The sequence below is a fragment of the Streptomyces himastatinicus ATCC 53653 genome, assembly GCF_000158915.1.
Classification (GTDB): domain Bacteria; phylum Actinomycetota; class Actinomycetes; order Streptomycetales; family Streptomycetaceae; genus Streptomyces; species Streptomyces himastatinicus.
On the sequence record NZ_GG657754.1, the window covers coordinates 9657306 to 9670149 of the forward strand.

Annotated in this window: 15 protein-coding genes; 3 read left to right on the forward strand and 12 right to left on the reverse strand. The window is 71.2% G+C overall.

Annotation, left to right across the window (positions count from 1 at the left end; genetic code table 11):
• From dmpG to SSOG_RS40810, 5 genes are all read right to left on the reverse strand, one after another.
• Positions 1-837 (reverse strand): 4-hydroxy-2-oxovalerate aldolase (gene dmpG, locus SSOG_RS40790; RefSeq protein ID WP_009720172.1); only part of this gene is annotated, 837 nt, incomplete at its 3' end.
• Positions 834-1781: an acetaldehyde dehydrogenase (acetylating) gene (locus SSOG_RS40795; RefSeq protein ID WP_009720173.1), complete on the reverse strand. Its 948-nt coding sequence runs from the start codon at positions 1779-1781 to the stop codon at positions 834-836. The genes SSOG_RS40795 and dmpG, both read right to left, overlap by 4 nt.
• A 3-nt stretch (positions 1782-1784) precedes the next feature.
• Complete coding sequence (locus tag SSOG_RS40800; RefSeq protein WP_009720174.1) at positions 1785-2591, reverse strand: 2-keto-4-pentenoate hydratase; 807 nt, start codon at positions 2589-2591, stop codon at positions 1785-1787.
• Entirely contained in the window at positions 2588-2914 is a 327-nt protein-coding gene (gene fdxA, locus SSOG_RS40805; protein ID WP_009720175.1) for a ferredoxin, read from the reverse strand. Before fdxA ends, SSOG_RS40800 begins: the two co-directional genes overlap by 4 nt.
• Position 2915: 1 nt before the next feature.
• The gene (locus SSOG_RS40810; RefSeq protein WP_009720176.1) at positions 2916-3938 is read right to left on the reverse strand and encodes an NAD(P)/FAD-dependent oxidoreductase; all 1023 of its coding nucleotides are present in this window, start codon (positions 3936-3938) and stop codon (positions 2916-2918) included.
• A gap of 139 nt (positions 3939-4077) precedes the next feature.
• Between SSOG_RS40810 and SSOG_RS40815 the strand changes: the two genes are divergently transcribed.
• Entirely contained in the window at positions 4078-5055 is a 978-nt protein-coding gene (locus tag SSOG_RS40815; RefSeq protein WP_009720177.1) for an ABC transporter substrate-binding protein, read from the forward strand.
• Here the strand turns inward: SSOG_RS40815 and SSOG_RS40820 are convergent.
• The 7 genes from SSOG_RS40820 to SSOG_RS40850 all read right to left on the reverse strand — a co-directional run bounded on the left by SSOG_RS40820 (position 5052) and on the right by SSOG_RS40850 (position 11295).
• Positions 5052-5468 carry a hotdog family protein gene (locus tag SSOG_RS40820; protein ID WP_009720178.1) on the reverse strand — a complete coding sequence of 139 codons (417 nt, stop codon included), beginning with the start codon at positions 5466-5468 and terminating at the stop codon, positions 5052-5054. The two genes, SSOG_RS40815 and SSOG_RS40820, sit on opposite strands and share 4 nt — an antisense overlap.
• The gene (locus tag SSOG_RS40825; protein ID WP_009720179.1) at positions 5465-5992 is read right to left on the reverse strand and encodes an FAS1-like dehydratase domain-containing protein; all 528 of its coding nucleotides are present in this window, start codon (positions 5990-5992) and stop codon (positions 5465-5467) included. The genes SSOG_RS40820 and SSOG_RS40825 overlap by 4 nt, the downstream gene beginning before the upstream one ends.
• Positions 5989-6774 (reverse strand): IclR family transcriptional regulator, encoded by a 786-nt coding sequence (locus SSOG_RS40830; RefSeq protein ID WP_039939939.1) that lies wholly within the window; start codon positions 6772-6774, stop codon positions 5989-5991. The genes SSOG_RS40825 and SSOG_RS40830 overlap by 4 nt, the downstream gene beginning before the upstream one ends.
• A 13-nt stretch (positions 6775-6787) precedes the next feature.
• Positions 6788-7651 carry an alpha/beta fold hydrolase gene (locus SSOG_RS40835; protein WP_009720181.1) on the reverse strand — a complete coding sequence of 288 codons (864 nt, stop codon included), beginning with the start codon at positions 7649-7651 and terminating at the stop codon, positions 6788-6790.
• Positions 7648-8610, reverse strand: coding sequence for a DODA-type extradiol aromatic ring-opening family dioxygenase (locus tag SSOG_RS40840; protein WP_009720182.1), 963 nt, complete (start codon positions 8608-8610; stop codon positions 7648-7650). The genes SSOG_RS40835 and SSOG_RS40840 overlap by 4 nt, the downstream gene beginning before the upstream one ends.
• Positions 8607-9950 carry a M20 family metallopeptidase gene (locus SSOG_RS40845; protein ID WP_039939942.1) on the reverse strand — a complete coding sequence of 448 codons (1344 nt, stop codon included), beginning with the start codon at positions 9948-9950 and terminating at the stop codon, positions 8607-8609. Before SSOG_RS40845 ends, SSOG_RS40840 begins: the two co-directional genes overlap by 4 nt.
• A 115-nt stretch (positions 9951-10065) precedes the next feature.
• Positions 10066-11295, reverse strand: coding sequence for an aromatic ring-hydroxylating oxygenase subunit alpha (locus tag SSOG_RS40850; protein ID WP_039939944.1), 1230 nt, complete (start codon positions 11293-11295; stop codon positions 10066-10068).
• Between the two features lie 239 nt (positions 11296-11534).
• Between SSOG_RS40850 and SSOG_RS40855 the strand changes: the two genes are divergently transcribed.
• On the forward strand, positions 11535-12407 hold the full coding sequence (locus SSOG_RS40855) for an ABC transporter ATP-binding protein (protein WP_050800153.1): 873 nt from the start codon (positions 11535-11537) through the stop codon (positions 12405-12407).
• On the forward strand, positions 12404-12844 hold a 441-nt coding region (locus tag SSOG_RS54400), incomplete at its 3' end, for an ABC transporter permease (protein ID WP_039939945.1). The genes SSOG_RS40855 and SSOG_RS54400, both read left to right, overlap by 4 nt.

Here is a 12844-nt window from a genome sequence, read left to right on the forward strand (position 1 = left end):
CCGGTCCACCCGCACCGGCCGGTCCTGGAGCGGCCGTACCAGGTCGTCGGCGGCGTCCATCAGCGGGAACAGATCGCAGCCGTGGGACCACCCCAGCAGGTCGGCCACCGCGATGAAGGCCTCCAGCGGGCAGTTCCCGGCGCCCGCGCCCTGCCCGGCCAGCGAGGCGTCGACGCGGGTGACGCCGTTCTCCACGGCGACCACGCTGTTGGCCACCCCGAGGCCCAGATTGTGGTGGGCGTGGATGCCCAGTTCGGTGTCGGGCGAGAGGACGTCGCGGTAGGCGCGGAAGCGGTCGCGCACCCCGTCCATGGTCAGCCGTCCGCCGGAGTCGGTGACGTACACGCAGTGGGCGCCGTAGGATTCCATCAGCTTGGCCTGCCGGGCGAGTTCGGCGGGCTCGGCCATGTGCGACATCATGAGGAAGCCCGCGACGTCCATGTCCAGCTCGCGGGCGGCGGAGATGTGCTGGGCGGAGATGTCGGCCTCGGTGCAGTGGGTCGCGATGCGCACCGAGCGGATGCCCATCGCATGGGCCCGCATCAGGTCGCGCACGGTGCCGATGCCGGGCAGCAGCAGGGTGGTGGGGACGGCGTGCCGGACGGCGTCGGTGACCGCATCGATCCACTCCCAGTCGGTGTGCGCGCCGACGCCGTAGTTGACGCTGGACCCGGACAGGCCGTCGCCGTGGGCGATCTCGATGGCGCCCACGCGCGCGGCGTCGAGGGCGGCGGCGATGGAGCGGGCCTGGTCCGTGGTGTAGCGGTGCCGGAGGGCGTGCATGCCGTCCCGCAGGGTGACGTCCTGGATGTACAGGGCGGCCTCTGGCGTGGTCACTTGGCTGCCTCCATGGGCCGGTGTGCGGCCAGGCGCTCCGCGGTGCGCAGCGCGGCCGAGGTCATGATGTCGAGGTTGCCCGCGTAGGCCGGGAGGTAGTGGGCGGCGCCCTCGACCTCCAGGAACACCGACACCTTCACCGCGCCACGGCGTGCGTCGGCCGGTACCAGGGTGCGCAGCGGGTCGTCGTCGGCGATCCGGTCGAACTGCACCTTCTGCTTGAGCCGGTAGCCCGGGACATAGGTCTGGACACGCTCCACCATGGCCTCGATCGAGGCGGTGACCGCCGCGTCGTCGCACTCGGAGACCAGACAGTGCACGGTGTCCCGCATGATCAGCGGCGGTTCGGCCGGATTGAGGACGATGATGGCCTTGCCCCGGCCCGCCCCGCCGACCTGCTCGATGGCGGAGGCGGTGGTCTCGGTGAACTCGTCGATGTTGGCCCGGGTGCCCGGACCGGCCGAGCGGGAGGCGATGGAGGCGACGATCTCCCCGTAGTGCACGGGGGTGACGGCCGAGACGGCGGCGACGACCGGGATGGTGGCCTGTCCGCCGCAGGTCACCATGTTGACGTTGGAGCTGTCCAGATGGGCGTCGAGGTTCACCGGCGGCACCACATACGGGCCGATGGCGGCCGGGGTGAGGTCGACCACCGTACGGCCGAGGGCGCGCAGCACCTCGTCATGGCGGCGGTGGGCGCCCGCCGAGGTGGCGTCGAAGACGATCCGCACATCGGCGAACTCGTCCAGCGCGACCAGCCCGTCCACGCCCTCGTGCGTCGTGGCCACCTTCAGGCGGCGGGCGCGCGCGAGGCCGTCGGATTCCGGGTCGATGCCCGCCATCGCCGCCATCTCCAGGCTGCCGGACAGCCGCAGCACCTTGATCATGAGATCGGTGCCGATGTTGCCGGAGCCGATGACGGCGACCTTGGTACGGGTGCTCATGCCCTACTCTCCCTCCGTCGCGAACTCGACCGTGACCCGGCCCAGTTGACTGATATGTGCCTCGAACCGATCTCCGGGGCCCGCGGACACCATCGGGCCCAGCGCCCCGGTCAGCAGGACCTCCCCGGCGCGCAGCGGATCGCCCTGGGCGGCGACGGCCGAGGCGAGCCAGGCCGCGGCGTTCAGCGGGCTGCCGAGGCAGTCGGCGCCAGTGCCCTGCGAGACCGTCTCGTCGCCGCGGGCCATGGTCATCCGCACCCCGCGCAGATCGAGCCCGGTCAGCGGCACGGGGGTGCCGCCGAGTACGTACAGCCCGCAGGAGGCGTTGTCGGCGACGGTGTCCACGATGCCGATGTTCCACTCGGCGATACGGCTGTCCACGATCTCCAGCGCGGGCAGCGCGAACTCCGTCGCGCGCAGCACATCGGCCACCGTGCAGTCGCGGTGCGGCAGATCGGCGCCGAGGACGAGCGCCACCTCCGCCTCCACCTTGGGCTGGAGCAGCCGCCCGGCCGCCACCACACCGCCCTCGGGGACCGCCATATCGGCGAACAGCGTCCCGAAGTCCGGCTGGTCCACGCCCAGTTGGGTCTGCACGGCGGGCGAGGTCAGGCCGATCTTACGGCCCGCGATCCGCCGCCCGGCGGCCACACCGCGCCCGACGTTCACCCGCTGCACCGCGTACGCGGCCCCGATGTCGCCGTCGGCGAGGTACGTACGTACCGGCGGGCACACCACACCGGTGCGGGTGGCCTCCAGCAGGGTGTCGGCCGCCTTGGACACCTCTGGGGGAAGTTCCTGGCCGGTCATGAGGCGGCTCCCGCGACGAGCGGGGTGTCGACGCCGACGGGGCCGAGGCCGGTGGCCCCGCCCGGGGTGCCCAGCGGCTCCGTACGGCCGGGCAGCGGCTCGGTGAAGAAGCGGCGGTTGTCCTCGCGGTGCTCGGGCTTTGCCAGCCGGTCCACCGCGATCGCCTGCTCGGGGCAGGCGGTTTCGCAGGCGCCGCAGTCGATGCACTCCACCGGGTTGATGTAGAGCTTGCGCATCCCCTCGTAGATGCAGTCGACCGGGCATTCCTCCATGCAGGAGCGGTCCATGATGTCGACGCAGGCCGGGCCGATGACGTAGGCCATGTCAGTTCTCCTTCTCTGTGGAATGCCCGGGGAACAGCATTGCCTCCGGATCGATCACGGTGGCCGCGTTGTTCACGGCGGTGGCGACTTCGCCGAAGCCCACGGCGATCAGCCGCACCTTGCCGGGGTAGTCGGTGATGTCCCCGGCGGCGAACACCCGCGGCAGGCTGGTGGCCATCCGGGTGTCCACGGCGATCCGCCGGGCCTGAAGCTCCAGCCCCCAGTTCTGGAGCGGGCCCAGATTCGCGGTGAAGCCGAGGGCGGCGACGACGGTCTGCGCCGGGAGGGTCCGGGTGTCCTTGGTGAGGCGATGGCGGATCGTCACCTCTTCGAGGTGCTCCGCGCCGTGCAGCCCGGTCACTTCGGTGTCGGTGATGATCTCGATGCCGAGGGAACGCACCTTCTCCACGGTCGCGCCATGGGCCCGGAAGCGGTCCCGGCGGTGCACCAGCTTGACGGACCGGGCCAGGGGAGCGAGGGTCGCCGCCCAGTCGAAGGCGCTGTCCCCGCCACCGACGATCACGATGTCGTGACCGGTGTGCACGGCCGGATCCGGTACGAAGTACACCTGTCCGCGGCCGAGGTGGTCCTCGCCCGCCGGCAGCGGCCGGGGAGTGAACGTCCCCACCCCGCCGGTGATCACGACGGCTCCGGCCCGGACCGTGGTCCCCGCGTCGCTGCGCACCACGGGGTGGCCGTCCTCGTCACGGGACAGCTCGACCGCCCGCTGACCGAGGAGATAGACCGGGCCGTACGGCTCCGCCTGGGCCACCAGGCCGTCCACCAGATCGCGGCCGCGCACCGAGGGGAAACCGGCGATGTCGAAGATGGGCTTCTCGGGGTACATCGCGCTGATCTGGCCGCCGCACTGGGGGAGGACGTCCATGACCGCCACGCGCAGCCCGCGGAACCCCGCGTAGTACGCGCCGTAGAGTCCCGACGGACCGGCGCCGATGATGAGGATGTCGGTGTCCACCACGTCCGCTGCGGACGTGGTGGCCGGAACATCGGTAAGAACGCTCATGAGCCGGGAGCGTAGGGACCGCCGTGGCCGGGCCCAATGAAACCGTTCCGTCTGGCGGGACACCTCGCTTCGGCGGAGGTGCCCGCCCCTGGGAACGTGGCGCGACCACAGGGAAATCCCGCGCTGGAGGTCATGACTCATGAACCCGGACAACAGCAGAGCGGGGCGGCTGCTCGTCGCCTGTACGGCGCTCCTCCTCGTCCCCGCCTGCATGGCGGGGACGATGGACTCCGACGCGGGGGAGGTGAAGGGCGGGCCCACGGTGCGCGTCGCCCTCGGTGTGGACGCCTCGTACGCGCCCTTCTACCTGGCGAAGGAGCGGGGGATGTTCGCCAAGGCGGGCGTGAACGTCGAGCTGATGCGGACCGAGGGCGGCCCCACGGCGGGCCAGGCGGTCACCGCTGGCACCGCACAGCTGGCGGCCAACGCCGACTCCACCGCGCTGTCGCTGATGGCGGGCGATCCGGGCCTGCGGGCGCTGGGTGTCTTCCAGTCCTCCGGCCGCTATCTCAAGGTCGTCATGCGCGACGGCATCACGTCCCCGCGGCAGATCAAGACGATGGCGTCCATCCAGGGCCTCGGCCTGTACGCGACCCACGCCTATCTGCGCCGCCACGGCATCGATCCCGCGTCCGTGACGATCCACCAGAGTTCCCCGCCCGAGATGCCCGGGCTGCTCCAGCGCGGCTCCATCGACGCCTATGTGCTCTACGAGCCGTGGGCCGCCAAGGGCGCCGAATCGGGCGGCCACATCGCGGGCCACAGCGGCGACTTCGGGGTGACCTATGTGCAGTGGCTGCTGGCGGAGGACCGCTGGCTGAAGAACAACCAGGAGGTCGCGGCCAAGGTCTTCAAGGTCCTCGCCGAGGCGGACCGGATGGTGACCCGCGATCCCACCGCCGCGGCGGCGGCCACCAACCAGCAGGTGAAGCTGCCCACGGCGCAGACGCGGAAGGTGCTCCCGGAGATCACCTTCCGCGTCCGCGGACTGACCGGCGCCGACGTCGAGCAGTCCGCCAGGATCACCGGCTTTCTCACCGGGCAGAAGCTCATCAAGAAGTCGCCCGATCTGGACCGCGCCCTGATGAAGGGCTGGTACGAGCGGTACGCCGGTTAAACCGGTCCGTCCGGGCGGGTCAGCTCGACCGTGCCCGTCACACACGCGGTGCCGTCGTCCTTGAAGACGGACACGTCCAGCGAGACGCGCTGTCCCCCGGCGGCGGGTTCGACCGCGGCGACCGTCGCGGTCCAGGTGAGCGGTTCACCGGCCACGGCGGTCGCCCGGTTGCGCCAGCTCACCCCCTCCAGCCGGGCGTCCGGCCCCGACCAGTCGAGGGCGTACCGGACGAGCATCTCGCCGTGCAGGGTGGACTGCACGACCACATCGGGGAAGCCCTCCGAGGCGGCGAACTCCCCGTCGTAGTGGATGCGGTGGGCGTTCCAGGACACGGCGCTGAACCGGAACAGCTGCACCCTGCTGTGGGCGTAGCGGCGTGGCGGGCAGACCTGCCCGGCGGCGGGGGTGTTCACGCGGCGGCCTCCCTCGGAGCGGTTTCTCCGTCCAGCACGACGATCGTCTCGTCCACGGCCATCAGCTCCCTCCCGTCCTCCGAGGTGAACCGGGTGGTGACCCCGAGCAGGACGAACGCCCCCGAGCGGCCGCCCTTGCGGTCCGCCGAGACCACCGCACGGGACGCGGTGATCCGGGCGCCCGCCACCGGGATCCGGCCGAGCCGCACCGACTGGCCGCCGTGCACCTGGCGCACCGGCAGGCCCTGGGTGCAAGGGGACTCCCTGGCGGCCAGGCCGTCCGGGCGCAGCGCGTCCTCGCCCGGACCGTCCTCCCAGCTCATCATCGCCGCGAGGAACAGCGGGGGAGCCTCGACGGGCTCCCCGGCCGCCTCCCGGGCGCGGGCCCGGGCCACGTACGCGTCATCGCCCACGGCCGCCGCGTACCGGCAGAACTCCTTGACCGTCAGCACACCGCAGTCCTCGGCCTCCCACCGGCCGATCAGCGTCCGGGCCCGCGTCACCACCTCCTCCAGCGTCGTCACAAGGCGGCTCGCAGCGCCCGGCTGATCCCCAGACCCGCGGTGCGCAGCGCGCCCATGTGAGTGTTGGCGTCGAAGCGGTACGTGGGCGCGGTGATGGACAACGCACCGGCCAGCGAACCCCCGCGGGCGAACACCGGCACGGCCATGCTCAGATAGCCCAGCCGGATCTCCTCCGCCTCGGTCGCGACGCCCTGCTCCCGGACCCGCTCCAGCTGGCACAGCAGCCGCGCGGGCGAGGTGATCGTGTAGCGGGTGAAGGGCTTCAGCCCGTTGCCGATCACCTCACCGGCCAGGGACTTCGGCGAAAACGCCAGGATCGCCTTGCCGGTGGCGGTGCAGTACAGCGGAAGCCGCCCCGCCACCCGCGACTCCTCGCTCAGCCCGCGATGCGGGAGGATCTTCTCCAGATAGACGACGTCGAGGCCGTCGTGGATCGCGAAGTGGATGGTCTCGCGGGTGGCCAGCAGCAGATCCTCCATGTACGGCTGCGCCACCTCGCGCAGGATCCGCTGCCGGTGCACCCGCTGGCCGATCTCGAACAGGCGCAGGCCCAGCCGGTAGTCGCAGCCCGCCCGTTCCAGGAGCCCCCAGACGACCAGCTCCTGCGCGAGCCGGTGCACGGTGGCCTTCGCCACGCCCGTACGGCGCACCAGATCGGCGAGGGAGAGGGTGTCGTCGTCGGCGGTGAACGCCTCCAGGATCGGACGCACCTTGCCCAGGACGGAGTTCATCGAGTCGGAAGACGGCGGCGCTGCCGCGTGGTCGAGCGGGACGACGGTCATGCCGGGCACCCCCTCATCGCGACGCTTCGTCGAGGAAGTCCAGGCTGAGCGGGTTGTAGAGCTCCGCCTTCTCGTGCTGCGGCCAGTGCCCGCACTCGTTGAAGATCTCCAGCCGGGCCCCGGGGATCGCCTCGGTGATGGCCTCGGCCTCCGGCACGGCACCGAACGGGTTCTTGTTGCCCCACACCACCAGGGTCGGCGCCTTGATCCTCGCCATCCGGTCCGGCCGCAGCAGATTGCGCTCGCGCCGGTCGACCTCCTGGAGGGCCAGCAGGTTGTCCACGTTGGCCTGGAAGTCGGGGTGGTGGTAGATCTCGTAGCGGACCTGCGTCAGCTCCTCGCCCAGTTCCTCGTCCCAGTTCGCCCACAGCAGCTCCAGCCGCTTCCGGGTGTCGGAGATGTCGTCGTTCAGGACGGCGTTGCGGGTCGAGGTCTTCAGCCGCTCCATCACCTCCGGGTTGACCTTGGTGCCGCCCATGCACAGCAGCTGGAGCGAGGCCACCCGGTCCGGGTGCTCGCTCGCCAGCCAGGAGCCCACCCAGCCGCCCAGCGACTCGCCGACCAGATGCGCGCGCCGCGCCCCCACCGCGTCGAGGTAGGCGATCAGGTGATCGACGTAGGCGGGGATCTCCGCGGGGTGGTCCGGCTTACCGGTGTAGCCGTGGCCGAGCATGTCGATGGCGTGGCAGCGGTAGCCCCGCTCGACGTACGCGGGGATGTTCCGTACGAACGCCTCCAGGTGGCCCGTCGTGCCGTGCAGGAACACCACGTGCTCGCCGTCCTCGGGACCCGCCTGGAGGGCCCGGGTGGTGATGTCGCCGGTCTGCACATAGGCGTGCCGGTAGTCGATGCCCGACAGTTCCGTCCAGATGCTCATGGCTGCCTTTCGCTGGTGTGGTGGTGCGTGGGATCGAGGACGGCGACGCCCATGCCGGTGAGCCATTCCGGCAGGGATTCGTAGGACAGCCGCCGTCCGGGGGCGTGGCCGAGCAGGGCCGCCATGAGCAGCCAGGTGCGCACCTCCTGGGCGCCGTTGCCCGCCACTTTCTCCAGTTCCTCGGTGGTGTACCGGGTCACCTCGTGGGTCCGGCCGTTCTCGACCAGGCTCAGGAACTCCTCGTCGAAGTCCTCGTTGATGGCGGACTCGGCGGCCCGGATGATTTCGCGGCGCTTGACGTCGTAGTCCTTCCAGTGGTCGCGGCCGTTCAGCCACGCGCCCACCATGAACTCCTCGTCGTCGCCGTGCGGATCGCGCCAGTCCGGCCACGGCAGCCGGTGTGACAGACCACCGGAGCCGATCACCGCCACCCGGCGGCCCTCAGGGAACGCCAGCACCGCCTCCCGGATGGCCCGGCCCAGCCGCTCGCAGCGCTCCAGCGTGGGCAGCGGATGGGCGAACACGTTGACCACCAGCGGCACGATCTCCACGTCCAGCCCGTCGAGCAGATACTGGATCGCATGCGACTGGCCGTGGTCGATCTGCAACTTGGCCGAGTACGCCAGGTCGAACCGGCCGCCCTCCACCAAGGTGTTCGCGATGTGCCGGGCGAGGGAGACGTCCACCGGCTGCGGGCCCTCGGGGGTACCGGACTCACCGCTGGCCACGCATTCGCCCACGCCGATGGTGAAGCTGGGGATGAGGTCCAGCCAGAAGCCGCGGAAGTGGTTGGAGCCCACCAGGATCACGGTGTCCGGCCGGGCCGCCGCGATCTCGTCGCGCGCCTCCCGCAGCGCGTCGCGGAACCGCTCGGCGCGGTCCTTGTGGAAGGTCTCCTCCCAGTGGGTGTTCATGAGCGTGCTGTGCGACGCCCCCACACCCAGGACGATGTCGGTCATGACGGTTCTCCTTCCACCTCGTCGCGGGTGCGGGTGACGGTGTCGAGGGCGGTACGGACCAGGTGTCGGGTCAGCCGCTCCATGGCCCGTACGTCGACGGTGTTCATCCCCCTCGCGAAGTCGATCTCGAAGGGGGCGTCGGCGACCTTCGGCATCCCGATGCGCACCGTGGGCACGCCCCGGCCGCGCAGGATGTTGGCGTCGGTGGCACCGCTGTTGCCACGGATCACCTCGTGCGGACGGTCCTCCAGCGCCTCCCAGCCCGCGATCGCGCTGCGGCACACCCAGCTGTCCGGATCGGTCCGGGTGCCGGGGATGGCGAGGATCATCTCGGCGGTGACATCGATCCCGGTGTCCTCCCGGATCGCGTCGACCGCGGCCAGGAACTCCCGCTTGGCGCGCATCGGGGTCGTGTCCGGGCCGATCCGCAGATCCACCCTGAGCGTGCAGGCCGCCGGGGTCGTGGCCGCCATGCGCGGCCATCCGCCGCGCACCGACGCCACCACGCCCTGCGGCGCGACGGTGCCACCGGTGTGGCGGAGCGCGTACTTCTCGAACCACTCCTCCAGCCGCAGCGCGACCGTGCCCGCGTTCGCGATGGCGTTGTCGTACGGCAGGCGGTGGCGCGACCCCACGTAGGTGTGCAGTCCGGGCACGGTGACCTCGAACCATACGAGCCCGACCTCGTCCCAGGACACCGTCCAGCCGGGCTTGGCGATCACCGCGTAGTCGGTCCACACCCCCTGCTCCAGCAGGAACGAACAGCCCACGCCCTGGCCCGTGTTGTACCGGACACCGCCGGGCCGGGCGTTGGTGGGCATGCCACCCGCGCCGAACGCCGCGACGAGATCGCCGGTGAGCGGGACACCGGATTGGCGGATGGCCTCGGCGGCCATCATCACGCATGCGGCGTGGCCCTTCGGGTTGGACGCCCCGAGCCCGGTCACCAGGTCGCCGTGGACGGTGGCGCGCGGGCGCATGTCGTCCCGCAGCTCGGGGCCGATCCACGGGACGTCCTCGCTCTCCTCGCCCACCGTGAGGGTGTCGATGGGCGCGTAGAGCATGAGGTCGGGTCCGGTGCCGTCGCCGGTGAGCCGGGCCCAGGCGTTGGCCTGCCGGTCGTCGACCGGCTGCACCCGGGCGTCGCATCCGGCTGAGCCGAGGGTGTCGGCGATGTGTGCGGCCAGCGGTCCCTCGTCGCCCGTCGGGCTCGGGACGTCGACGAGCCCGATGATCAGCTCGCGCAACCGGTCGGTGGTGATGTGGCGCCAGGCGTCGGTGACCCAGGCGCGGCGCTGTTCGTCCAGCCCGGTCAGGCCCGCCGGTCCGCCGCCGGTCATTGGTTGATCCTGTGGACCTGGGTCATGGTGGTGCGCGCGATGCGCTTCCTGGCCAGCGGGAGGCTCACGGCGATCGCGGCCCCGGCCAGGAGGGTGAGCAGGGTACGGCCCATGGTCATGCCTTCTTGTCGCGGGTGGAGTTGGGTGTTTCGGAGGCACCGGCCGCGGCCAGCTTCTTGCCGTACTCCTCCTCGCTGAGGTTCCGCCAGGAGGTCAGCGAGACATCGGGGCGGTAGAGCTTCTCCGGGGGCGCGTCGGTGACGTCGACCATCCAGGCGTCCTGGCCGGAGAACTGGCCGTGGAACAGCCAGCGGACGGCGCCCAGGTACTTGGCGTAGAAGCCGAGCGTCTTCCAGCCCTCGGTGAAGTTGACCATCACGCCGACGTAGCGGTGGTTGTCGTCGTCCACCGGGACGTAGAACTCGTAGTGGATGAACTTCGGGTAGGCGATGCGCAGGACACCCGGCATCGACAGGGACGCGAAGCCGGGGAACTCCTGCGCCTCGATCGTCGGGTTGATCTTGTCTGCCTTGCCGGTGTTGCCGATGTTGAAGGTTTCCTTCGGCGGCTGCATCTTCCACCAGCGCTTGTTGGACCAGTGGCCCACGCCGGGGTAGTCGGCCTCCCAGTGCACCTCGTCCTGCACCCGGAAGATCCAGCGCCCCTTGGGCACGATCCGGGTGATGTTCCAGGTGGGCATGGGCTTGAACAGGCGCCACAGCGCGGTCCGGTGGAGATACTTCGCATGGCCCTCGTCGAAGCCGTTCTCGCAGGCGAAGCGCCAGTTGCCACCGCGCGGCTCGATCCGGCCGCCCATGACGAACCCGTTGCCGACCAGCTCCTCGGGGAGCTGCGAGTCGATGGAGTGCGGCTCCTCGTCGGCGATCGGGATGTACACCCACACCATGCCGAGGCGTTCTTCCACCGGGTACGTCCGCACCCCGACCTTGCCGGTCAGCCGGCAGCCGGGCCCGTCGGTGATGACCGCCGACAGCTTGCCGGTGGGCAGATCGAACGTCCACCCGTGGTACGGGCAGCTCACGGTGCCCGGAAACTGCTGGTCACCCTCCGACAGCGGTACCCCGCGGTGCGGACAGCGATTGTGCAGAGCGTACGCCGTGCCGCCGTCCCGGATCAGCGTGATCTTCTCGCCGCAGATCGTGAACGGGAGCGGCTTGCCGGTGATGTGGCTGGACCAGGTGACCGGGTACCAGTAGCCGCGGAAGCCCGAGCCCGCCGCATCGTAATGGGGCCAGGAGGCCCAGTCCTGGCGGCCGGGTTCCCCCGCTGTTCTGCCGCGGCCCCGGCCGGTCTGCTTGGTATCGGGCGAGCCCTCGACCGTCATCGTGCGTGTCCTCCCGCTGCCGTACGAACCATGGCACCGAGAATGCGCGGCCGCGCCGGGTCTGCCTACGGACTCGTCCCGCTCAGCAGAACGCCCGGCGCCGCGGGAGGCGCCCGGCCACCCGGCGCGAGATCCCCCCGGAAGGGCGCCGGACCACGGCGTCCCGCTGAGCGGAACCGTCTCCATGCGCGGGCGCGCCACCGCGGTCTACCGTGCGCGCACTCGGCGAAGGGACCACGATGACGAAGACCATCGCAACCCCCCGGCCCCCGGACGGCTCGGCCCCCGGTGGCGGCGGAACCCGCGGTGCGGCCCTGTCCGCCACCGGGGTGGGTATCCGGTTCGGCTCCTTCGAGGCCGTACGGGACATCTCGCTCGACATCGCCGCGGGTGAGTTCCTCTGTCTGCTCGGACCGAGCGGCTGCGGCAAGTCCACCCTGCTGTCCGCCATGGCCGGGTTCGTGCCGGTGGCCGCGGGCGGCCTCACCGTCGACGGCGCCCCGATCAGCGGCCCCGACCCCGACCTCGGCATGGTCTTCCAGAGCAGCGAGGCCCTGTTCGACTGGATGACCGTGCGCCAGAACGTGGCCTTCGGCCCGCGGATGCGCGGACGGTCCCGGGCGGAGCGCGCCGAACTGGCCGACACCTACCTCGGCCTGGTGGGGCTGCGCCACTGCGCCGACCGGTTTCCCGGCCAGCTCTCCGGCGGTATGCGCCAGCGGGTGCAGATCGCCCGGGTGCTGGCGAATGAGCCGCGCGTGGTGCTGATGGACGAGCCGTTCGGCGCGCTCGACGCCCAGACCCGCCAGGTGATGCAGGACGAGATGGGCCGCATCTGGAGGGCCTCGGGATGCACCGTCGTCTTCGTCACCCATGACATCGACGAGGCGATCCTGCTGGCCGACCGGATCGCGGTGATGACCGCGGGCCCGGCCGCCTCGGTCAAGGACGTCTACCCGGTCGAGCTGCCCCGGCCCCGCGACGAGACGGATCCGGCCGCGGTCGAACTCCGCCGCGCCCTGCGGGAGGACATCGGCGAAGAAGTGCGCAAGGCCCTGCGCGACCAGGGACTCGACCTTGACGGAGACGCGATGACCGAGGAGACACGATGACCACGGTCACGGCCGGGACCTCCGCCACCCCGCGCCCCGGGAGACACCCCGGGGCGCGCCCCCGCCGCGCCGCCGCCGGACGGCTGCGGGCGGCCGGGCTGTACGCGGTGTCGGTCCTCGCCGGGGTCGCCGTCTGGCAGCTGCTGGCCGTGACGTACGGCTCCGCCCTGGTCGCCTCCCCGAGCGAGACCCTGTCGGCGGCCAGGGAACTGGCAGCGGACGGCACCCTGTTCAACTCGGTCGTCGCCTCCGGCCGCCGCATCCTGATCGGCTGGGGCCTCGGCCTCGCCGTGGGCGTACCGGTCGGGCTGCTGATCGGGCAGATCCCGCTGGTGCGGCATCTGCTCGACCCCTACATCGAGTTCTTCCGCTTCATCCCTCCGGTCGCCTTCGTGACCCTGGCGGTGGTGTGGCTGGGCATCGGCGAATCGTCGAAG